Annotated in this window: 29 protein-coding genes; 1 reads left to right on the top strand and 28 read right to left on the bottom strand. The window is 47.3% G+C overall.

Annotation, left to right across the window (positions count from 1 at the left end):
- From LGZ98_RS20165 to LGZ98_RS20130, 8 genes are all read right to left on the bottom strand, one after another.
- The coding region (locus tag LGZ98_RS20165; protein WP_262978483.1) for a phage tail protein at window positions 1-664 on the bottom strand (664 nt) is incomplete at its 3' end.
- Window positions 665-674: 10 nt separating this feature from the next.
- Window positions 675-1331, bottom strand: a complete 657-nt coding sequence (locus tag LGZ98_RS20160; RefSeq protein ID WP_262978482.1) for a baseplate wedge 1 family protein — start codon at window positions 1329-1331, stop codon at window positions 675-677.
- 2 nt (window positions 1332-1333) lie between these two features.
- Window positions 1334-2521 carry a baseplate J/gp47 family protein gene (locus LGZ98_RS20155; RefSeq protein ID WP_262978485.1) on the bottom strand — a complete coding sequence of 396 codons (1188 nt, stop codon included), beginning with the start codon at window positions 2519-2521 and terminating at the stop codon, window positions 1334-1336.
- On the bottom strand, window positions 2518-2871 hold the full coding sequence (locus LGZ98_RS20150) for a contractile injection system sheath initiator (protein WP_149616217.1): 354 nt from the start codon (window positions 2869-2871) through the stop codon (window positions 2518-2520). Before LGZ98_RS20150 ends, LGZ98_RS20155 begins: the two co-directional genes overlap by 4 nt.
- On the bottom strand, window positions 2868-3626 hold the full coding sequence (locus tag LGZ98_RS20145; protein WP_262978481.1) for a phage baseplate assembly protein V: 759 nt from the start codon (window positions 3624-3626) through the stop codon (window positions 2868-2870). The genes LGZ98_RS20150 and LGZ98_RS20145 overlap by 4 nt, the downstream gene beginning before the upstream one ends.
- Before the next feature lie 59 nt (window positions 3627-3685).
- The gene (locus LGZ98_RS20140; protein WP_262978480.1) at window positions 3686-4015 is read right to left on the bottom strand and encodes a hypothetical protein; all 330 of its coding nucleotides are present in this window, start codon (window positions 4013-4015) and stop codon (window positions 3686-3688) included.
- Window positions 4008-4439 (bottom strand): hypothetical protein, encoded by a 432-nt coding sequence (locus tag LGZ98_RS20135; protein ID WP_262978479.1) that lies wholly within the window; start codon window positions 4437-4439, stop codon window positions 4008-4010. Before LGZ98_RS20135 ends, LGZ98_RS20140 begins: the two co-directional genes overlap by 8 nt.
- 223 nt (window positions 4440-4662) lie before the next feature.
- Window positions 4663-4848 (bottom strand): hypothetical protein, encoded by a 186-nt coding sequence (locus LGZ98_RS20130; RefSeq protein ID WP_214051819.1) that lies wholly within the window; start codon window positions 4846-4848, stop codon window positions 4663-4665.
- A 125-nt stretch (window positions 4849-4973) separates the two neighbouring features.
- On the opposite strand from LGZ98_RS20130, the gene LGZ98_RS20125 reads away from it, so the two are divergent.
- Window positions 4974-5210, top strand: coding sequence for a hypothetical protein (locus LGZ98_RS20125; protein WP_262978478.1), 237 nt, complete (start codon window positions 4974-4976; stop codon window positions 5208-5210).
- Window positions 5211-5295: 85 nt separating this feature from the next.
- On the opposite strand, the gene LGZ98_RS20120 is transcribed toward LGZ98_RS20125, so the two are convergent.
- The 20 genes from LGZ98_RS20120 to terL form a co-directional block, all read right to left on the bottom strand.
- Window positions 5296-6420 carry a hypothetical protein gene (locus LGZ98_RS20120; RefSeq protein ID WP_262978477.1) on the bottom strand — a complete coding sequence of 375 codons (1125 nt, stop codon included), beginning with the start codon at window positions 6418-6420 and terminating at the stop codon, window positions 5296-5298.
- Between the two features lie 23 nt (window positions 6421-6443).
- Window positions 6444-7505, bottom strand: a complete 1062-nt coding sequence (locus LGZ98_RS20115) for a baseplate hub protein (protein ID WP_262978476.1) — start codon at window positions 7503-7505, stop codon at window positions 6444-6446.
- A 4-nt stretch (window positions 7506-7509) separates the two neighbouring features.
- Window positions 7510-7815 (bottom strand): phage baseplate plug family protein, encoded by a 306-nt coding sequence (locus tag LGZ98_RS20110; RefSeq protein WP_262978475.1) that lies wholly within the window; start codon window positions 7813-7815, stop codon window positions 7510-7512.
- Window positions 7815-8429, bottom strand: a complete 615-nt coding sequence (locus LGZ98_RS20105; RefSeq protein ID WP_262978474.1) for a phage baseplate protein — start codon at window positions 8427-8429, stop codon at window positions 7815-7817. Before LGZ98_RS20105 ends, LGZ98_RS20110 begins: the two co-directional genes overlap by 1 nt.
- Entirely contained in the window at window positions 8429-10441 is a 2013-nt protein-coding gene (locus LGZ98_RS20100) for a lytic transglycosylase catalytic (RefSeq protein WP_262978473.1), read from the bottom strand. Before LGZ98_RS20100 ends, LGZ98_RS20105 begins: the two co-directional genes overlap by 1 nt.
- Window positions 10431-10583 (bottom strand): DUF6889 family protein, encoded by a 153-nt coding sequence (locus tag LGZ98_RS20095; RefSeq protein WP_149616278.1) that lies wholly within the window; start codon window positions 10581-10583, stop codon window positions 10431-10433. The genes LGZ98_RS20100 and LGZ98_RS20095 overlap by 11 nt, the downstream gene beginning before the upstream one ends.
- 35 nt (window positions 10584-10618) lie before the next feature.
- Window positions 10619-11044, bottom strand: a complete 426-nt coding sequence (locus LGZ98_RS20090; protein WP_262978472.1) for a phage tail assembly chaperone — start codon at window positions 11042-11044, stop codon at window positions 10619-10621.
- Between the two features lie 2 nt (window positions 11045-11046).
- The gene (locus LGZ98_RS20085; protein ID WP_262978471.1) at window positions 11047-11487 is read right to left on the bottom strand and encodes a phage structural protein; all 441 of its coding nucleotides are present in this window, start codon (window positions 11485-11487) and stop codon (window positions 11047-11049) included.
- Window positions 11488-11495: 8 nt separating this feature from the next.
- Entirely contained in the window at window positions 11496-12959 is a 1464-nt protein-coding gene (locus LGZ98_RS20080; RefSeq protein ID WP_262978470.1) for a DUF3383 domain-containing protein, read from the bottom strand.
- Window positions 12960-12962: 3 nt separating this feature from the next.
- The gene (locus LGZ98_RS20075; RefSeq protein ID WP_262978484.1) at window positions 12963-13523 is read right to left on the bottom strand and encodes a phage neck terminator protein; all 561 of its coding nucleotides are present in this window, start codon (window positions 13521-13523) and stop codon (window positions 12963-12965) included.
- Window positions 13501-13887 (bottom strand): head-tail adaptor, encoded by a 387-nt coding sequence (locus LGZ98_RS20070; RefSeq protein WP_262978469.1) that lies wholly within the window; start codon window positions 13885-13887, stop codon window positions 13501-13503. Before LGZ98_RS20070 ends, LGZ98_RS20075 begins: the two co-directional genes overlap by 23 nt.
- The gene (locus tag LGZ98_RS20065; RefSeq protein ID WP_262978468.1) at window positions 13874-14392 is read right to left on the bottom strand and encodes a hypothetical protein; all 519 of its coding nucleotides are present in this window, start codon (window positions 14390-14392) and stop codon (window positions 13874-13876) included. Before LGZ98_RS20065 ends, LGZ98_RS20070 begins: the two co-directional genes overlap by 14 nt.
- Complete coding sequence (locus LGZ98_RS20060; protein ID WP_262978467.1) at window positions 14389-14799, bottom strand: DUF4054 domain-containing protein; 411 nt, start codon at window positions 14797-14799, stop codon at window positions 14389-14391. Before LGZ98_RS20060 ends, LGZ98_RS20065 begins: the two co-directional genes overlap by 4 nt.
- Window positions 14768-14986, bottom strand: a complete 219-nt coding sequence (locus tag LGZ98_RS20055; RefSeq protein WP_262978466.1) for an STY1053 family phage-associated protein — start codon at window positions 14984-14986, stop codon at window positions 14768-14770. Before LGZ98_RS20055 ends, LGZ98_RS20060 begins: the two co-directional genes overlap by 32 nt.
- Before the next feature lie 15 nt (window positions 14987-15001).
- Window positions 15002-15949, bottom strand: coding sequence for a DUF2184 domain-containing protein (locus LGZ98_RS20050; RefSeq protein WP_262978465.1), 948 nt, complete (start codon window positions 15947-15949; stop codon window positions 15002-15004).
- A gap of 10 nt (window positions 15950-15959) precedes the next feature.
- The gene (locus tag LGZ98_RS20045; protein WP_262978464.1) at window positions 15960-16460 is read right to left on the bottom strand and encodes a structural cement protein Gp24; all 501 of its coding nucleotides are present in this window, start codon (window positions 16458-16460) and stop codon (window positions 15960-15962) included.
- 10 nt (window positions 16461-16470) lie between these two features.
- Complete coding sequence (locus LGZ98_RS20040; protein ID WP_262978463.1) at window positions 16471-17733, bottom strand: DUF2213 domain-containing protein; 1263 nt, start codon at window positions 17731-17733, stop codon at window positions 16471-16473.
- Window positions 17734-17782: 49 nt separating this feature from the next.
- Window positions 17783-18316, bottom strand: a complete 534-nt coding sequence (locus tag LGZ98_RS20035; protein WP_262978462.1) for a phage head morphogenesis protein — start codon at window positions 18314-18316, stop codon at window positions 17783-17785.
- A gap of 76 nt (window positions 18317-18392) precedes the next feature.
- Complete coding sequence (locus LGZ98_RS20030) at window positions 18393-19862, bottom strand: DUF1073 domain-containing protein (RefSeq protein ID WP_262978461.1); 1470 nt, start codon at window positions 19860-19862, stop codon at window positions 18393-18395.
- Between the two features lie 211 nt (window positions 19863-20073).
- Window positions 20074-20964 (bottom strand): phage terminase large subunit (gene terL / locus LGZ98_RS20025; RefSeq protein WP_262978460.1); only part of this gene is annotated, 891 nt, incomplete at its 5' end.

Here is a 20964-nt window from a genome sequence, read left to right as displayed (position 1 = left end):
CAGGTACAATCAAACTATTTGATTCTGTTATGGTATACGCCCCTAATTCTCCCGGGGACGGCTTATTTGTAGCGCTATATACGCGAACACCGGTATCATATACTCCTCTACCGTAAATGGACCCTGTTGCATCCACATTCCCATTGACAACCCCACCCGATTTTTGATAAGCACCATTCGCCAAATTCACCGTCTCCACCAAACCGAGGTTTTTCACAAACGCATTCTTGTCTGGAATGTCGGCGCCGTTTTGATTTTTGGCGAGCTTAGTGTTGGCGTTATTGTTTACATCAGTAACTAACTTCTGAGTGGCTGCAAGGGTATTACTGTTACCTGTTTTGTCTGTGAGTTGGGTGATGCCTTTTTGGGTTAATGAGGCGTCGTGAACTTCCGGCAGGGCATTTTTAATAGCAGCCGCTAAACTCTTTTTCAGGGCGTCGATATCTCCATTATCCAGAACATCATTGCCGGACTCATCAGCAATATATTGTGCAAGAATATGCGTAATAATAGATGACTGGCGCCATGCTTTATTTAATTCACGTGACTTTGCAACACCCGCACTAAATCCATTAACTCTTGCAGCTAATGCTGCGTACTCGTCATTTGATAATACATTAGCACCCTCGGCTATACCGAAGGTTAAAAATTCATTCTTAGCCATTTACTTACTCTTAATTTAATAGAATGGGCCAACCGCCGGCATCAAATCCGGCGATGTATTTACTGTCTGAATCGAAACCAAAAATAACCCCCCGATTTTCAGAATTGGTATAATTATTAACTCTGACTGCGCCGGGCTTAATATTTAAATATCCTTGTTGAATAACTGCTTTGACAACTTCTGGAACGACACCGCCAGTTACGTAAACATCCATCGTCATATCTTGGTTATCAACGAAAAATATTAATACTGATTCGTCAGGAATCACACCCTGATAAATTTCAGCCAGCATTTCATTTGTACCGTCCCAGTGATTAGCGCGAATTTTGGAGCGTAATATCGTTCTGTAAGTTTCATCATCAAGCTCTGTAAAACCAGAATCCGAATCATATTGCCGTTTCCAACTACCTTCATCTAATCCCACACCTTCCGTATCTAATGCAAAATACACCCCTTTTATAGGCGTTTTGACATACCGAGATATGCCAATCCACTCTCCTACAGCGTCTAGTTGAACCCCAACCGCCTCATCAATTGAGAATTGGGTATTCAAAAGACCTGCAACAGTAGCAATATTAGATAGTGGCCGGGTAATGAAATCGATGTGCGTAACAAATTTATTTGCCGTTCTATGCTGAGGGGTAATCAGTGATAAATAATCTCTCATCGTCACCTCGCTATTAATTTAATATGCTCTGGTTTACATGTAACCGCTTCATCAAATGTCACAATTAAATTGCTCGGCGATACATCATCTTCGGACCTGCCGATTTGTATTTCAAAAATATCATAAGTTAAGCCTTCATCATCGCGTAAATTAGCGGGAGAAAATAAACGACTTAAATAAACGTTATCACCGATTAACTGAGCATCGATATAACTTGCGATTGCTGCACGAATTCTATCGCCGACTAATGTTGTATATCCCTCAAACGCCGTCAGAGTTATTTCAACGAAGACAGGCACGTCTTTCGGGCGTGAGAAATGAATCGGGTGCAAAATGCCATAGTTATCGGCTACTTTAATTTCAGTGTCGCCAAAAGTGCCTGCGCCCGGTCCTTTCTTTGTTTCGATGGTTTGAGCGATTAGTTTCGCATCACCGCCATCGACTATCATGGCAATCGAATGCGGCGGAATACCGTTGTTGTCCGTCGCATTAGTATCGTTCTCAAACCCACGCCGACGAACAACGCCCGGAATTAAACTGATTGCGCCTTGTATCCCATCGAGCACGGTTCTTGATGGCAGCGCAACAGATTTCCGTTGCCGTTCTCTCAATGCCGTATCACTCTCAATCGGCTGGCCGGGCGTAGCTGCTGAAGGATTTGTTACACTCTGCCAGCCCTGAGTTGGCGTGCCGATAATCGAAACATCCCCGACTAATGCAGTGACATTGCCTTTTGTCTGGCACGTAGCAGTAGCGATAACAAAGCCGTGTATCCCAATAGCTACAGTACTTGGTAAACTCCAGCTATAGCCGTTAATGTCTCGCACGATGCCGTTTTTCACAACTGTGCCAACGGTACCGATTAGCTTAACATCTACTGTCGAATACGTGGATTTATGCCGGGTTATCCCGTTGATCCTTACGTTGTTAGATAACGCCGCGCCGGTTGCTGACGCTGGACTGAACGAGTTGTAAGTAGCAATCACAGCATTATTGGCGTCGTGAATAGCCAGCGCATAAATTGCCAGCATCTGACCGTCTTTACTGTCTGGCTCCAAATAAGCATCAGCACCGTATATCTGACGGGCAAACTCAGTGATTTTGTTCAGGATTGCTTGGTAATCAGGCGCACTGATGCCCGAAGCTGTCACTGTTGCGGCCAGCCCCAATGTATCAAGATTTAACATTATGCCTCGCTTGTTACCGTAATTTGTCCGTATAGGGTATCGATAGTAGCGGTGAATGTGAGGCGGCGTGTCGTGCCGTCATTGCGTGTATCAAATGAAAGGATCGACTTAACACCTTTAGTCTTTAATATTCGGTCACGAACGGCAAGGATATAAACATCAGATCGCTGTTTTCCAAGCACGGACTGTACGTAAGGGGTACCCTCTTTCATATCCAGAAACCAGTCCCCGCGCCATAGCGCCAGCCGGGTTTTGACTGCCAGCGCAACGGCTTCGGGCGAATTCGTCAGAAACGTATTATCCCCTTGTCCGAAACTGTAATCGCCGTTCTCATCTTCACGTCGGTATCTCACTGGGGACCTCCCGTATTACTGCCGCCTGATTGCACGCCACTATGCACATGGTTTTTAAGGCTAATCCCTGCTGCTGTCACATCATTACTCACGGTGACCGGGCCTTGCATCGTTGCCGTTCCGCCACCAGCGCCCATGCCCTGTGATAAGTTGCCATTAATGGTGACGTTACCATTCAGGATGATGTCAGGTGAGGTGATTTCGGTACCGCCATTGGCAGTAGCAATAAGTTTTGCCGGTGTGATAACCGTAACGTTATGGCTGTTGGGATCGAGTTCGATATACGCCGCACCATCATCACTTCTCAGTTGCGCGGTGCTTGTGCTGATACCTGCTATTTTTCGCTGTTGAGACTGCGGACCGATGATAGCAAAGGCATCAGATAAGCTGTGTTGCCGATCGTCTGCTGGTTCTTGTACACCGCCAGATTGCCACCAAAAATCAATACAGCGATCAGCAAATACGACTAAGCACTCATCACCGGCTTTTACAGGGAAGGTTAACGTCACGCCACCGCCCCTTGGGAAGATAACCGGCACGTCCACCAGCAGGGGCAAGGATACCGAGGTAGTTTTCCCCTCAGCATCAGCAATGCCACTTTTAATCGCAGGCTGAACAACACACGTGACCGCATCCGCATTAAAGGATTGAATAATGCCGGGTATCGCTACCCTAAGTTGAGAAGAAAGCGAATGGTTTATGGCTTTCAGTGTTTCGGATAAATCGCCGGTTCTGGATTCTGTTGATACGGGCATGGGAAAACTCCATAAAAAAACCGCAGTTAAGCGGCTTAGTAAATAATAGGGTTGTTAAATTAAATCCAGTGAAATCCTTTAGCCATTAAACCAGCTAATCCAAGCGCCACAGCAATTATCGCGCCAAATAACAGGCGGAAGTCTGAACGTGCGTCTTTTCTCATTTCTCGTACGTCAGTTTTTACTTCGTCTATAGATTTTTTAATATGCTCAACGTCTGATTCGAGACGAGCTACACGAGCCTCCATATCTCCACCTCCGCCATTTCCGCCACCCTGTTTGAATGATGAACCATTATCATGTGAATGTCTACTTGATGGCGTATCGGTATATGACCACCGGCCATCAGAAAATCTCGTGCCATCAATGACAGAATCTTCACTACCCATTATGCGCCTCCGATGAAACCATTCTAAAGCGGGCTTCTGATTTATGAATAGTCTCGTCAGGCGTATCAGCGCGAGCTATAGAACATTTTATTACATAAATCCCAGCATTTATCACCCTAATCGAAACCGAAGCACTCAAAAAACCCGGCACGTCTGTTGGTTCTGCATCGGGATCATTAGCGGTTACTGATACCTTTGCGGGTATATCTTCTGTCCGACCATGTAGAATTGTTGTACCGTTGCTGTCAGTAATATCGATAGAAATTAGATAGTCTTTAGATTGGTGAAGCCCAACAAAAGCGACAGCAATAATTATTTTCGTTTCAGCGGGCAATGCTGGACATCGAAAATTAAGGATCGGTTCTTCCCTATCTCTGGCATCTTTTGTGGCGGGAAAAATGAAAGCTATTTTCTCTGAATTCATTCAGACCTCTTGTGTGTGATCCGCATTAGAATTTCATCAGGAGGCGCAATAAAGTAACGCATCGCTCTTGCTAATTTAGTCATAGTTCCTAACTCGCTATGGTGATAATAGTTCGATTGAACCACTAGTTCAACGCATTTAAACAATCAAAATGTTTCAGGCTCACCATCCTTGACCTGAGTGACCCTGCAATAAAGAAAACTGTACATAGCAACATAGCTGATCAAATATCAGGATTTTCAAAAGAATTGACTGACGTATATTCATTATGCTTTACCAAAGTCCCTTCGATAGTCAGCGTAGCTTTTTCATTGAAAATAAGAATGCTGATAACTCTCAGCAAAGAAATGATCACTCTTAATTTACTGGCATAGGAGCCATTAAACGTTATGTCTAAACCGGTATTCACAATAAAACTCTCCAAAGCGGTTAGTGATGAGATTCTTACTGATTTAAAAAAACCTTATTCCCGAAGAAGAAAGAAGCATATCAACTATCGTCAGAACAGGTGACTCTGTTAATGTCGTATCAGTTGTGCAAGCTGTTATTGTTGAGATCATTCACTCAAAACCCGCATGCCTTATGATTGCTTCGATACTTTGCGCATGGATTAAAGCCAAGCATGGGAAAAAGGTTAAAATTAAGAAAAACGGTGTAACTATGGAGTTCAAAAACCTAACATCCGCCGATCTTGCTAAAATATTAGAGCAAGAACCGGGGATTGAACTGGCCGTGGAGGAAAATAAGGAGCCTCAGGCCCCTGCAAAGTAAGACGCAAAGCCCTTTACGGGCTTTATAGTTTAATCCGCCACTTTCTTACAAGGAAACGAGCCGATGATCTTCGGTGTAACTATCATTAAAGCCCCCTTGAACTATAAACACGAGCCATACCTGCCCAATGTGAGAACAATATTTCGTTATCAAGGGGATTATATCGATTATTCCCATCAATCGCACCAGCAAACCACGCTCTATCCGAAATGGATTTATCGCGTGCCGTCGCTCCCCATTCCTTAATGCCCTGAGCGATACCTGCCACGCACGCATTATTTACAGACCTTGAGTCTGTGTACGCTCCGACCTCGGAACATCTCCGAATGGTCATTTTTATACCATTTATGAAATCAATGACATCAAAATTCCCAGTAGGATATATCTTTCTCCCTTCCACGTAATAGGTATATGTCGCAGCTAAATTCCCGTATTCATCAACAGATTGCTTTTTCGTGAAATGAAGATGATCAAGTTGTTCTTTAATGAACTTCTCACTGGTTGAAGAGTTTGGACCAAAGTCAGGATAAATACGTATAGCGGGTAAATTCGCTTCAATCTCTGATTTACGTTTAGCCCTTTCTTTACGGATACGCTCATTTTCCTGCGCATTTATTCTGGTGCGTTTCTGCATCGCTTGGCTGTATTGAGCTACAATCGAATCTTTCTGAGCTGCAAACTTACTTAAGCTGACCTTGAAGCTCTCTTCATCAACATTATTAAGCCCCATACTCCAGCGATCAGTTTTAAAATCGGTGTATATTCCCTCAACTGTCGACTTATGCGAAACATAATCAGCAATGCGGCTAAAAATATATAGTATGCGGGTATAATTTTTATCATTACGCATAGCGTAAAAATCATCATCGGACAATTGCCCAGTATTTACTCTACCGTACTCATGATAAGACGCATAGAAAATAGGTATCAGTTGGGGATTCGAATTAACAAAGTCAATCAACTTATCGGTAGTGCATGGGGAATTCTCCCAATCAAAAAGTGCTTTACCATTCGATTTGAAAGTCTGGCAATCATCATTTGATAACTTTTCTATGACACCCCAGCCCGGGCGTTTTTTATAGTTATCATTTTTTTTAATGTGAAATTCTGTAAGTACTTTTTCTGGATCAATTTTTCCATATGTGCACCCCATAAGTGAGGCAGTGATGATAAAAACAGCAGAAGCTTTAACAACCTTGAATATCAGCATAATGATAACCGTAATATATTATTTCATGGCATTCTTGCAATAATCGAGCCGCTTAATAAATCCGCAGCCCCACGCGCCTCACACATCATTTCTTGGTACCACGCATTGCCGCGAGTGTCACCAGTATACATAATGCCTCTTACAATATACACGCCGTCTGTAGCGATACTTGCTGGAGGTTTAGACACGCCGCTGACGTAAAGGTTCCCGTTATCGTTTTCATCCGTCAGCCGCCCGCCTGACATCTGGATGTCGGAATTAGGCAGGGACGTTCTATATACCGAACCCTCATCAAGTTTAATCAGACCGTTGACTTTGATGTTAGGATTGATCAGACACTTCACATTAACACCCGCACCAATGGTCTGTTGCGGCATGCCAATCAACCCGGTCCGGCTATTCAGAACAATAGCATCGTGTACATACATCTCATCTGAAACCATCTCGCGTTTACCGTCAACGAACTGCCATCTTGCTTTACATTGTCCTGCGATATTATCCATCACATCCCGTGACATACCAAAAAGTACTTTTCCGCGAGGGAATACGGTAGTCGGCATCGCCGGCGTATGCCCTTCCGTAATCCCATAAGGAGCGAACGTGCGCATCGTTAATTCATTGATATCGGCAACGGTATAACCCGCCGCCACAGTTTGATTGATAGTCGCGTAAGCAAACGCCTCTTGGCCGTCACATGCCTGAATTTGGGTATAGGTATCAGTCGGGTTGTCACGGCCGGTCAACGTAAACCGGATATCTCCGCTAAAGATCTCCCCGTAATTTTGGCCGTCACGCTGTCCCGTCGTACCCGGCTCAACCGGTCGGGCTTTGCCGACTTCACTTTCAGGAACCGTGGGTGTTACGCCATCATAGCCCACGATAATTTTTATCTTCGAGAACTCACTACCTAATATGCGATTGCTGGTATCTTTTGACAGATTGTAAATCTTTAACGTCGCCACTCGCGGGAAACTAATCGTGAACCACTCAATATTAAATATGACTCTAAAATCCGATAAAACGATCCCTTTGCCCTGATCGTCTAACAACATTAATTCAAAGTGACGTAACCAATTCTGACTCATATTTTTACCTCTGTACAAAATAAAGATGACTGGATAACCCAAGACTTGTATCTGTCGGGTATTCAGCACTGTCGGCATCATTAACAATCACTAACATGCCGTTGATCCCCAAATACGGGTATTGCTCTAATAAGTTAATGCCGGGTGTGAGTGGCGCACCCACCAGCAAGGGCACACCCGCATTATTTTGAATATCCATCACCCAGCCAGCGGCATCCCGGAAAATCAGGCGCATTTTCACATTCTGATCGCCGAGTTTAATTGCAAACATTTGATTGCTCGCTGTGAGTGGGATTTCTGAGACGTGCATCAGCCGCCTCCTTTTATATAGCTTTTAAATGCATTAACGGCACCGTCTTTTATTTCTGACAAAACGGATTCATTGACAGGTCTCGATGCTTTCGTGCCTGAGTTCTCCACCGCTGATGTGCTCACCCCCGTTTTCATGGTCTCTTTTTCAGCGACTTGCACAGTTTGGGTAGATGAGATAATCACTTCACGTAACGTCAGGGTGCACAGCAATACGTTCTCGCTATGCCTGTCCGTAGTGACTTCGATCGCTTTGATCAGCATGTTTTCGTAAGTACGCTTGCCTGTGATGACATTAAAGGGCTCTCGCAACTCCTGGAGATCAAGGATTTTCTGATAGGTCTCTTTCGGACTTAAGCCCATACTCAAGCCAATCTTGGATGTATCAACAAAATCGAGAAGCGAGCCGCCACCTGCAAAACCTAACTCCATTGTGATTTCAGAGGGTTTTTTGTAGGCATGGTCACTCACTGCCGCCCCGATTTCCACAGGATGTTCGGTAATTTCAAGCGCATCTGTATGCTTTTCAGCGATAACGACACTCGGCACAAGTAACATACTTTCAGTGCCAAACGACCGGGTTTGTTGCTGAAAAATGGCAGATAAAATATCCATTAGCTCACCTGCTTTTGGAGTTGTATTAACCGGGCATTCACGCCGTTTTGCTTATTGGCAATCTCATCCGCCGTGGCTTTCGCGTCAGTCGCGCCATGAACAGTAATATTGGTCGTTTGCTGAACGCTGCCACTGCCCGCAAGTGCAGCTTTATTGATAAGTTCACTAGAATAGGGATTACGACCATTTTCGCGGGTTATGATGCCGTTCATCATTGCTATTAACGTTTGGGGGTCCTGTAAATTTAACCGGGCGTTCGGATCAACACCGAGCCGCTTTGTAATGAAAGCAATGTAGTCTTCGGTGTCGTTTTCTTCGGGTGGCGCATATTTCGTGATAATGTCGCGTATTGTTGTGAGACCACGCTTAGCGTACAACGTTAACTGCCGTGAGAGTGCTCGCAAGCCGTCAAATGCTGTTTCAAAGCTGGCAAAACGCCCTTCCCCATTTTCCCTTGTCGCGCCTCGTTGTCCCGCAAAATTCAAGTTACCGGGGTTGTTGTTACGCAATCCTCTTTCATGATATTCGGGTGAGGGAGGTGGGGTTGGCGCACCGGGCATGCCGGGGATATCCGCTGTAACAGGGTTGGGTAAACCGCCTTGATGTTTGTTAGCCCAGTCGTTATCGATACCTAACCACTTGCCAAAGTCACCGATCCCGCGTTTTAGCTGACGCGTATTGTAGTCCCACGATGATTCTGCACTTTGTTTGATATTGTCCCAATCGCTGTATAAGTATCCACCATAGGCTACTAAACCTAATAGTGGCGCGAGGCGAGCCAGTAAGGGGGTTAATGCCGCAGACACTTTCGCGAATCCCGCGAGCATTTTTACTGCCCAGGTGGTTGCAACGACTCCGCCGAGAATTAAGAACGCGTTTTTCCAGCCACCGACCGCATCAACGCCCTCTTTAATCCATCTCCCGATTTCCTTAAAAGCATTAATCGCGAGATCGATTTCTTTTTCCCACTTGCTCCAGTCAATCAGGCTTTTGCCACCTTCTTTCCAGGTCTTATAGTCGTCATAAAGCAGAAGAAGCGCACCGATTAACACCGTTATCATGCCGATGGGTGACATCAGGAACGCGCTGTTCAGAATACGCCAGGCAACAACAATCGCCCCGAACATGGCAATGAGCATCTTGCTGCTTTCATCCAGTCCTTTCCACCAATCTATAACTTCTCCAATACCTTGAACTACCCGGTAAACCATGCGACTAAAGACATCAGCAAACCACAAAATGCCTTTGATAATCTTAGTCAGCGTCGCTTCAATTTTCGGGAAATTATCCAGTATCTTCTGACGTAACGAGTCGAAAGAGCTCGCTAAGCCACCAGCCAGATTGGCTCCAATTTTATCCCGAAGGATACCGAGCAACCCATTAAAGCCGCGCAGTGCTGTGGTGAATTTATTCGCTTGTCGTGCGGCTTTGTCGGCATTGAATCCGGTCTTCTGCAACATCATTTGATAGTCAGCAGTGAAACCGGCTAAGCCACGACGCATCGCCATCAGTGTATTTTCATCAATACCGAGCATCTGGGCGTATTGATTAGCGCGATAATACGGCATACTACTCAGTTTCTGGCCGACACCCGCAAGTATACTGGCGGCATCGCGCATTTGGCCGGACGAGTCGCGAGTCTGAACACCAAGACGATTAAGCCAGCCCTCCGCGCCGGGATTGTTACGCATGAAACGCGCCATGTTTTCCAACGCGCCCTGCGCGGCTTCTGCGCTACCGCCCATCTGTGCAACCGCATAACCGAGCGCTTTGATACCTGCAACGGTGGCCCCGGTACGCTGTGACTGCCAATAGAGCTTATCTAAGCCCATTGCAATTTTGGTGGTAAACCCGACGATAGTGAGTGCTGCCCCTTCAACGGCTGCCCCGACTTTTAGCACGTTGGCCGTAACACCTTTCAAAACTGAGTCAAATTTACCCCGACCTTTTTCGTCTACATCAAACCCCAGACTGATAAGGAAGTCTTTAATTGTGTCAACATTACCGCTCATGGGCATCTCTCCAGCGTGCTATACGGGCCTCGTTATCGGCTTTTAAATCTAACCAGTCATTCATACGTGCGATATCGGCCAGGTCAACAACGCCGCTTAAGAGATCGGGGTATTGGATATAGCCGGCGTCAACGGGGCGCATCAGATAATCTTCCCCGTCCGGCAGGCAATCGAGTACTAAGCCACTGGCGGGGTTAGCGTCTCGTTGTCGGGGAGTGCGTGCAAAAAATTTCCCAGTGAATCCCCGATTACACGAGCGACTAGCTGCAACAGTGTTGGCAGATCAATGTCATCGAAATGCAAGGCCCCCTGCGAGAACACTGCCGTCCACCCTTTGCCGTGTTGCCGGGAAACAACAGACAGACAGGGGTAAAGAATGGCGTTGCAATCTTCGTCGCTTAAGTCAGAGACAGCCTGAGCAATTTTGGGCAGCGCCTTTTCTAAAGCGCCCTCCATATTATTGCCTTGCGCCATCGTCTGTACGGCGCGAATATCAGACACTAACCCGGCAAGCACGGGCAGCAACTTACGGGATACTTTGAGTTGATCAAACACGCTCAGTTTTGCGGCGCGGTATTGGATACCATTAACTTCAAATTCCATCGTTAGAACTCCCCTAATACCTGGTCTATTTTGATGCAGTCGAACGCCCACGCGACCGTGCCGCCATCTTTAGCGTTGGTATAATCCGGTTGCTTCTGGAAAGCACCGCCCCGCGCTGTCGTGACTTCGCCGGAAACAAGGTTACGTATCAGAAAAACGTTATTCCCCCATGTCCCCGATGACTGTGATTGCGCGTTGTAAGCCAGTGAGAGCTTTTTATTCGTCGGAGAGGTTTTCAGTAAAGTCACGGTGATAGTGCCGGATTTGCCCGCATGTAATGAATGCATCCCTTCGCCATCCGCGCCAATAGTCATGGTGTTCTTGGCTTCGGTCATCGTAACGGTGATACCTTCCTCAGATGTCGCTGAACCATAGCCGAGATCAATAACCCCGGTCGGGCCTGTCATTGACGCCGAAACATCCATAAATGAATATGTAGCCATATCAGTCCTTACCTATTTACATTAATCAATACATCAGCGTAGTGGACGGCACCCGCTAACTTGATAGCGCACTGAATAACCGGTGCTTTTCGGGCTTCCCTGTCAGCTTGTGCCTGTGTCGCAATGGCCGGCGCATAGACGTAATAACCCTTCGTTAATGTATCGCCGGATTGAATCTGTCCAATCTGTCCGCCGCCCCATACACCGGGTGCCACCAGCCCATTAGTTACGGCTTGGTCAAGTGACTGTTCAACATTGGTCAGTAAACGCGTCACGCCCGCGTCAGTTTGGGGGATTTTGCCGGTACTGGTGTAAAGCAGGTTATAAAGATTGTTCTGAACGTAGTTCTGTAACCAATCCAGACCGTGGCGCTCATCAATGAAATCCCCATTCGCCATAACACCTTCTTGAATAATGGCCGTATCGTTGTTGTATTTAACGAAAACATTGCCATTTTTCTTCTTCAAGGCGTTAGCTTGCGTTGCTGTGAGGATTTCCGCAGTGACTGCCGGTTCCTGTTTAAATTTCAGAGTAATGGTGGTGTTATTACCGTTGAAATTGACCGTAAACATCCGCCCGAACAGAGAAGCAACAGTACAGGGTTTGCCCGATGAATATTGCCAGAGCGTGCGTTGATAGTTGCCCGCTTTCAGTCTTGAGCCGATATCGGTATCAACATCAGTATCCAATGCCTCTGTTTTCTGTGCTGTATGTCCATAGATACGGGAAACAGATGTAGATTCGATGTAATCAGCAACAGAGAGAACGTCATCGTCCGTCAAGGTATTATCGGCAACCACCAACCCGTACCAGCCCCCGGATACCGATCCCAATGTCGCTACTGCCTCGGCAATGGTTTCTGCCTTGGCCGGTTCGATAGCGGTAGCGCCGGCGACTTGATCCAACTTTAACAGGTCACCAATATAAGTCCCCGTCGTTGCTGATGAGACGTAACCCATTGTACCCGATGCTTGCAACGTAATCACAAAACGGGATGTATCCCACGTCACCGAGCAATCTTTCAGCTTTTCCGCCACCCGTTGGGCTACGCCATTAAGATTAGTCTCTTTACTGAAATCGATGCCGCTGTATACCGCTTCTTTACCGTTAATTGTTAACTTAAACGAACCATCCGTGATAGTCGTAAAGTTGCTGATGGCTTGCTGTTGTTTGGTCAGTATCGCGCCCCTTAAGGCCGCGAACGCCTGATCTTTTACCCATCGACCAATATATAAATCAACCGGACGGGGTGACTGGGAATAATAAAGCGCCGCGGCCTGATACTCCGGTGTATCTAACCCAAAGTCAGCCCCGACGCCATCGATATCGGAATACAAGCGTAACCGCTCATGGGTATCAATCACATTGCTGGCACCTACTATTAATAAGGAACCAAAGTTTCGGGATTGCGCGGCACGCGGGGCCATGTTTATCGTGACATTGACGATATTTGAAACAGGTAATCCCTGCATAATTTAATCTCCAAAGAATTTAACCGGCGCTTCCACCAGTGATTTAACACCGTATTCACGCACCACTTTTCGCCGCAAGATAATCGTCATGTCATAGCGGCGCACCCACTGGTTGTTAATAAGCTCAGGCGCGGAAAAAATACGACCGTAGTGGCTGAGTGACAGACCGACTTGATTTAACTCGGCGTTGTTCTGACTGACCGTAATCCCATCCCGAAATTGCGTGCAATGATGTTGACCTGCCGGGCCGTAAAACGAGATAAGACATTCAATTTTCTCATGTCGCCATAACTCGGTACTTTCATCCGTCTGATTAACGAAAGCGGGCGTATCATCGGAAACCATCGATGAAATCCCAAAGGCGCACCAGTTTGTATCGTTAGCTGGAAAAACTCGCGTTTCATCATTAGGTTGCCATTTTGGGAACATCATTTTCCCCGGCAAGCCACTTACTGAACTTATCCAGCGTGACAGCTTTCGCTCTATCTCGCGGTCATAGACCGGTGCCGATACCGGGGTGAGCCAGCCGGGTTGGGTGCTATCACTCAATGGGTATCCCTCCATCAAACGGCAACAGTTCACAATGAGCTTGAACAAAACCGGCGCCATAAGCCGTATAAGGATCAACAGATTTAACCAAGTAATCCCGGTTTTGATACATGACAACATCGCCCGTTTTATCTGTTTCGCCCGCAATCAGTCGCGTTGTTGTGATAATCAGGATATTACCGCCGACGACTTGCCCGGCTATTCTCATCTGAGCCTCAAGAGAGCTGTCAACGGTCACCACCCCGGCAAAACCTTTTGTCGTTTTTTCCGAAGTCGCAAACCCATCATCATCGACAATGACCGTTCTCCGGGTATATTTCAGTGTCGTATCGCAGAAATCGGGGTCAAACAGAATGTCTGTCACATCAAGAAGCGGCATTTTTATTCCTTACTACATAGTTGATAGAGCGCAGCAAGTAGCCGTGCGCGTAAAGCGGTTTGTCGCCTGGTATTCTTTGCCGGCGTCGAGCTTCTTTTGTCGCGTCAGCAATTGGGGTCAGCCGATCACCGTCACCAATGACTTTTTTTGCAGCATCGCGAGCGATTTGTCCTGCTTTTTCAAGTTCACGGATAGCGGCATCTTGCTTACCCTCCAACGCCAGCTCTGCCGCGGCCTTAAGGTGTGCCGTGGTGACCTCACGTGAATCCTCTATTCCTACATCAAGGAAAGGGCGCGGCGGAAGTGTGACCGTTTGTCCGTTAAGCTCCACTGTCGCCCCGGTAGATTGCAGATAGCCGATTTCCGCGTTGTTCAGCGCTTCCCCGTCCTCCCGTGTAGCATTTTCAGCTGGGATACCCACCAGCACATCGAGACCGGACAGCTTTTTGAGGGATTCCAGTACTGACTTTGCATTGTCCTTTCTGACTGTCAGACCACTTTTCATAGCAGTTGCCTCCCACCAGCGCCGAACATCGACCACCACCAAAAAAACTCTCTTCCATAGGCCGTGTTATTCCAGAATCCCGCATCGGAATTGATAATCCCGGATGTGTCGTAACTCATTGAAACTTTATCTACGGATTTCGACGTCAACACGCCACCGCCTGCGGTATTCACGCGGCCCCCGGTAGTCGCACCCGCAGTAGCTTTCCCTCTCAGCTCGACGTAATGTGCGGTGAAGAGTTCAGCAAGGTAGACGAACTGGTCACCGTGTACGTTTTGGTCGAGTAGATTATCAGCTTGGCTGAGATAGAAATTGATTGCGACGTCAGGGTAGAAAGTTTCGTCGGAAAACTCAGGAAAGTCGGTACGGAATTGATCAGCTGTCGGAAGAAGACTGTTTTTTGCCATTGCCAGCCCTCCCTTTTTTGTCGTCCCGCTCAGGTTGCTCCACAGGATTGTCTAATGTCTGCGCGTAGAAAGGGAAAGCCCAATGTCCTGCAACATCATCCGTATATTCGTGGATACCGGGATCAAGCGTGACGGCGCGTCCATCCTCAAAACACAAGATGGCTTTACCTGAAACGAGATATTTCATTTTCTTCACCCTTTATCACTGAACAGGAACATCCAAATAAGCAATGGTATTCGCGTATGGCGTTTCAACTTGCCCCAAACGACCGTAATACGTTGTCAGTTGCCACAGGCCGCGATACTCCAACGGTGTGTTCAACAGGGGTACCAGCGGGAAGCGAATATATCGCTCTTCTTGTGTATAAGCGATCATCCTGTGCGCACCGCGAGCACCGCGCTTAGAAGCCCATTTCATTGAAACGATTTCCAGCGGTTCGCCGTTCTCCTGGAATGCGATACAGTTGATCTTCACATATTCCAATACGGAAATATTCCCGGCAGAAGATACCTTCTTGCTCGACAACAACCCAAACAATTCAGGCGCTAAGCCAACTTTGCCGGGGCAAATCGCGTAGCCGGAAGAGACCCAAGCGTCCGTAAGAAGGATATTAAAGTCCTGAACGATAACGTCCGGGTCTGTCGCAGCAGTCCACGGAGCCGCTGCTGCACGTGGGATAACCTGAGGGATATTCAGTAATCCGCACATTCCTTTTTCAGCATCACCGATATATACCTGCTCATCAACGTCCATGTTGTATTTTAGCTTCATCGCGTCATACTTCTGGCTGTCAATGGGGCGCCCCACTTGCATTGCCGAAGCTAACTCGGTTACGGTATAGCCAACTTCCATTCCCCATAGCTCCAATGCCTGAGCCGTGCGCTCAATATTTAGGCTTGGCCCCGGGTTAGCTGTTGATGTTGTGCTGATCCAGTTCTTACCGTTCGGGTTTGACCCTCCCGCCGCCGCAAGTGAGGTATTCGTGTAGGAAGACACTTCATCCGCAATAGAAACATCAGTACGAAGCGGCATATCACGTGACCACTTGGTTGACACCAGCGGCATGTTCAGCGTCTGGTCCCTACGTTCCAGTTCACCGATAAGAAACACACCGGTAGAGTCCCTCGTAGCTTTATCAATAGTAAACATTCATCATTCCTTAAATATTGTATGCGATTTCAATGTTGCCGTTAGCATCTCCCGGCCCCATCACTTCGGCACCCGGCAATGCAGGCGTATTTTTTGCTGTGGCATCCGGTGTCAGTACAAATGACCCTAACGGACTATCGGCTGTCGCCCCGGCGACGCGTACATAAACCGGATTGCCTTTACCGGCACTAACAGCGGAGGCGCCCACCGACACGCAGATATAACCCCGCTTCAGATTGTCGGCTGCGGACCCTACTTTAATACCGAGGTATGCCAGATCTGCCTGTGACTGAATAGGATAGGGACGAACGAGAATACCTTTCACTTTGTCCACCGTATCGCCATCCTCAAGTGGTACAAATTTTCCGTCCGCATATTTCCCCACCAGCCCATATCCGCTGAACAATTTCTTGGGATCGAAGGTTTCCGGCTGAATAGTCAGATCACGGGGACGAGTTACAGAACCCGGAATGCCTAGCGGCATCCGGTCAAGATAAGAAATTCCACCCATTGTATTTACCTTATTTGTTACGTTTCCAAATGTTCGCGTACAACTCATTCAGTTGTGCCGGTGTAGAGTGCTTTGATCCCACTGCTGAGCTAGCAGCATCAGCAGTTGGAAAAGCAGCAGGACTGAGTCGATTCTTTTGCCGGTTGATTTCTACCGCAGCGTTAAACACAGCATCAACGGTTGCTTTTGGTGCTTTTGAAAAATCACCGATACCAAATGATTTCAGGCTGTCACCAGTCCGTATAGCATGGTTCAGCACTTGTCTTTTGAGTGACTTATCCCCTGTAGGCTTGAAGCCGGGGCAGATGATTTCCGCGTCAGCAATGATATTGCGGCGGTAGGCAGCATCACCTGTCACTTTAGCGTCTTCATCTTCGTCATCAGGGTTGCTGTCCGTTGTTTTCCCTTCAAGCGTATCAAGACGAGTTGACACGGAATCCATGAATTTTTGAGCCCATTCCGGTACATCACCATCCCCCGTCAATTTATCGTTTTTGTCAGGGTCGGGGTCTGTGTCCGTAGTCGTGCGATCCGCTGGCGGTAACGCGGTTGCTTGCGAAGGTACATTGATGTTGATTGTTGCGCCCGGAATTGATGCCATCCCGTCAGATGGAAGTTCCGGCGCTTCATCGATGAGTTTTGCTAACGTGTCATCGTCTCTTGTTTTAACGGCTGTCGCCAACTTTTTAAGCCATGACATAACAGGCTTCTCCTTTTTGAATTTTGGGGCTGAATCCCCGATTGCACAGCGACCACCCGCCCGGCCTTTTTTGACAATGGCAAGATGGTTTCCTGTAATCTGATATTGTTTGCCTCTGCCGGGCGCTATCTGCTTGTATTGCGCGTCATAACCGCAACTGACATCTGTCATTCCTGCATTAATCGCATCGATAGCTTCCTGACGCTTAACCAGCACATCAGCGACCAGCAAATCCGACTTATCGCCGGTACCCCGACGCACGTTCTGGATATGTCCGTGAGCCAGTTCAGAAAAGTTGGACGGATTGACAAAAACAATATCCCCGTTCTCGTCTTCGGGATGGTCCAATGTGACTGCCACACCTTCGAACGAAGCCATTGTTTCATCTGAAAAAACTTCATCTTCGGTGCGATAAACCGTCACTAAGCCGCTAGCGTCGGGCTGTAAGTCAATTTCTTCGGGTAAGTATGTCTGCGTGCCAGTGCGGGCAATGGGTACGTCTTTACACAGCAATGAGCCATCGGCCTGTAGATAGCGCGTCTCTCCAAGCTTTGTTGTAAAAAAATATTTCATGAGTTACCTGCTTTCAGGCATTAAAAAAGCCGCGATTTGCGACCTATTGTTACTTTCTCGGTGGGGGTATGTGAACTTCCGGCCAGCACTTACAGTTCGGTAGGCATCCCGCATGGCCTGTCATTCCGTCCAATGTGGGAGGATCTTCCCAGCGCACAAATTTATCTTTCATCTTTCTGTGTGAGGGTCGCGTTCCTGCCCCTTCAATGCGCCACCAGTACCCCTCAGAACCGACAGAGAGCGCCCGAGCCTGTGTAAGGGCCGTTGTCGCTCTGCCAATCTCGGTTCGCGCTATCATCCTTGCGCGACCAGCGGCAACATTCCCCGACTCCATAATCATTTGATAAAGTTCATCCGGTCGCTCACCGTTGATAACGGCCTGAATCGCTCGGTCCTGAATCTCTTTAACACGTTCAGCAGCTTCAAGCGGTAGTGACTTCATCAGTTGAATCTGACGATAAACAATATCCTGAGTGACCTGTCCTATCGGGGTATTTCCCACCACATTGCGCAAGCCCGCCGAAATCTCTTGCGACACAGAACGCCACTGGTGCCATTCTTCGCCCTCCACTTGCATGAACATTTTATGCGCGACGGAAGTAATCCAATCGTCAAGAACATGCGAGTAGTCGATAAGATGACCGGAGATGGTATCCGCGCTAGCTTGAGAACCATCGTAATAACCGGTGACGATTTCGCCCACTTGGTGCGCTATCTCCGATAGGCTTTTCTCGTACTGTGCTATTGAACGACGGCGGAGAGCTGGTCTCAGATTCAGACTCCTCCCAGAGCGTTTTTGCGCTTTCAATGTCTTCATCTGTGATTGAACCCCCGATGCCGATAATGTCTGACAAGTTGCGCAGGTCATTCATCGCTGCGTGAACTGGCATGATTTGCCGATCCACCAGCGTACTGACAGCAGTCGCGACATTGTTAGCCATCGTTGCTCTGTCTGTGTCCGACATCTCCCATAATTTATTAAATATAAAAGTGAAATCGGCGGGCAGTGGCGAACCAAATAACGAGCGATGAGAAATATCAAGCAGCCAGCGCAAAGGCCGTCTGAGACGTCTTTCTTGCAACGTATTCACCCGGCTGTAATAATTTTCTAAGTCACCATCGCCGGTACTGAAACCAGACGGGGATTGACCAAACAAGCGAACTAATGGGATACCTGTCGCCCCGGACACCTGTTCAGCAAAACGCAGAATAACATCAGCAATGCCCGCAAATGAGTAGCTGTGCGTCTGGAATGTATCCAATGCGTCCATGAGCGTCATACCTTCGATTGTCTGGAACTCACGGATCATGTCCATATGTTTCATCAGTGCGGCATATGCGGGACTTCCTTCGCCTGTAGCTAATATTTTCCTAAACCCGTCAATGCTATACGTCCGCAAGTGCGCTTTGTGAATGAGTTGAGTCGTGCCTACAGTCGCAGTATCAAATGCTTGTACGCGCTCGAAAATACGCTCTACAACAGACATCCCCCAGCCGTTCTCTGTTAACGCCTGCTGGAATGGCAACGTGTCACCTTCCATTCGAATGACGCGGGAGTAGTGGATTTTCCAAGGCGGAATTCCCTGTTGATTTATCACTACGTTATAGAACTTGGGTTTTCCAAAGTAGGGGCCATACTCTTTTACCAAATCGCTATCGGTTGGTTTGACCATCCAACGATCAAGGCACATCACGCCTTTAAACTGTCCCTCATTGATAGTTTCAGGATTGAGCGGTGTAGACATGTCTTGACCGTCAATCAGTACCACCAGCAACGCCCCTCCGTACAAACGAGACCATTTCAGTGTATTATTTAACTCGTCCCAAATCCCGATATCTTCCCAAAGCGTTTCCAGTTTTCCTTTTGCATCGGGTTTCATCCGTGAACTAATCGTTATGCCTTTGCGGGTCATATCGTCAGCCATCGCATCCACACCAGCGCCAATTAAGAATGAGCTACGATAGCCAAACTCAATCTGTACTCTATTGCGTGAAATGTAACCGGGAATGTACGTACCACCAGTCTGAATATTCGATGTGTAACCACCGAGTTTCGCAGTAAAGTTATTGTACCCGTCAGCAGTCCTAACGGGCTTTTTTGCGCCGTTACGGCGGTTTTTACGGGTCATGGCTTCCTCACTGAAATTTGTTAAAATTTGGCACTTTTTAACATAATGGTTCTTAAGTGCACTGAGGGTTTGAGGTTCGCTTAAATTTGCTGTCAAAGCGGATAAAACCCTCAATCTTCTTTGCTAAATCGGGCGCTTTTATTTGTTACTGAATTGTTAATAAAAACACCAAAATCATTTCGATGTGATTTTGGTGTGAAACCGTTATTTTCTAGTGTTGTCGCCCTAAAGCTTCCCACACACCCAAGTCACCCGACTTCATATCAGAAATGGCATCCATAAGCGGGTCTAATTGGTCATCATGCGTATTAAACTCTGGCGTGATAGCTTCCATTTCAGTGAGAAAATCATTTATCCATTCTGCTTCGGCGGGTAAATAAACGTAACCCGACTCGATATAGCCTTGAACGTCCATTAGCCGAGTGAATTTGTCCTTATCTCTTTGTATGGGGATCACTGGACAAAGTGCTTCTGTCTGGATTTCTTGGATTAGCCCTGTGCCCGACGCTTTATCTTCAATCTTCATCGAAATCAAAGAACCACAATCGTTTCTCGCCTTACATTTTGTCCAAAAAGCAACAGCACGACGTTTAAGCTCTTTGGACTCCCATTTTCCCCGGATCATGTCAATCAGGTACATCTTGCCGTCTTCACCCAACCCCCACAGCTCAAAAACAGAGAAGTCATTGGCTTCTTTGATTTTTTGTGCCGTATCGCCATACACCGTACTCCAGCGAATGGGCGGTAAGACCGTGTACTCTTTAAACCACTCAGATTTGATTAAGCCGCCGCCTTTTGCGGTTGGTCTCTGTTGATAGAGAGCATTCCAGACAAGCGAACCTCTTTGCTTGCATTTATCGACGAAATCGCGGGGCATGCGTTCAGGGAACAGGATTTCACCCGGCTTTCTCAAATTGTACGTTTTGCCGTTCAGGACGTGAATTTCTTCATTTTCGGCTTCCATTGGAAAACTGACTACTCGCCATTGCTCGCCGCCTTCCTCAGCCAGTTTAAGAAGTTGCCCCGCCAAGTCATTTTGATGCCAGCGCGTGAGGATAATCACGATGCCGTTTAACTTCGGATCTGCACGAGTAAAGAACGT

The organism is Photorhabdus kayaii (assembly GCF_025384895.1).
Lineage (GTDB): Bacteria > Pseudomonadota > Gammaproteobacteria > Enterobacterales > Enterobacteriaceae > Photorhabdus > Photorhabdus kayaii.
The sequence above is the reverse complement of the archived record's forward strand: the minus strand, read 5'-3'. Positions and strand labels throughout refer to the sequence as shown.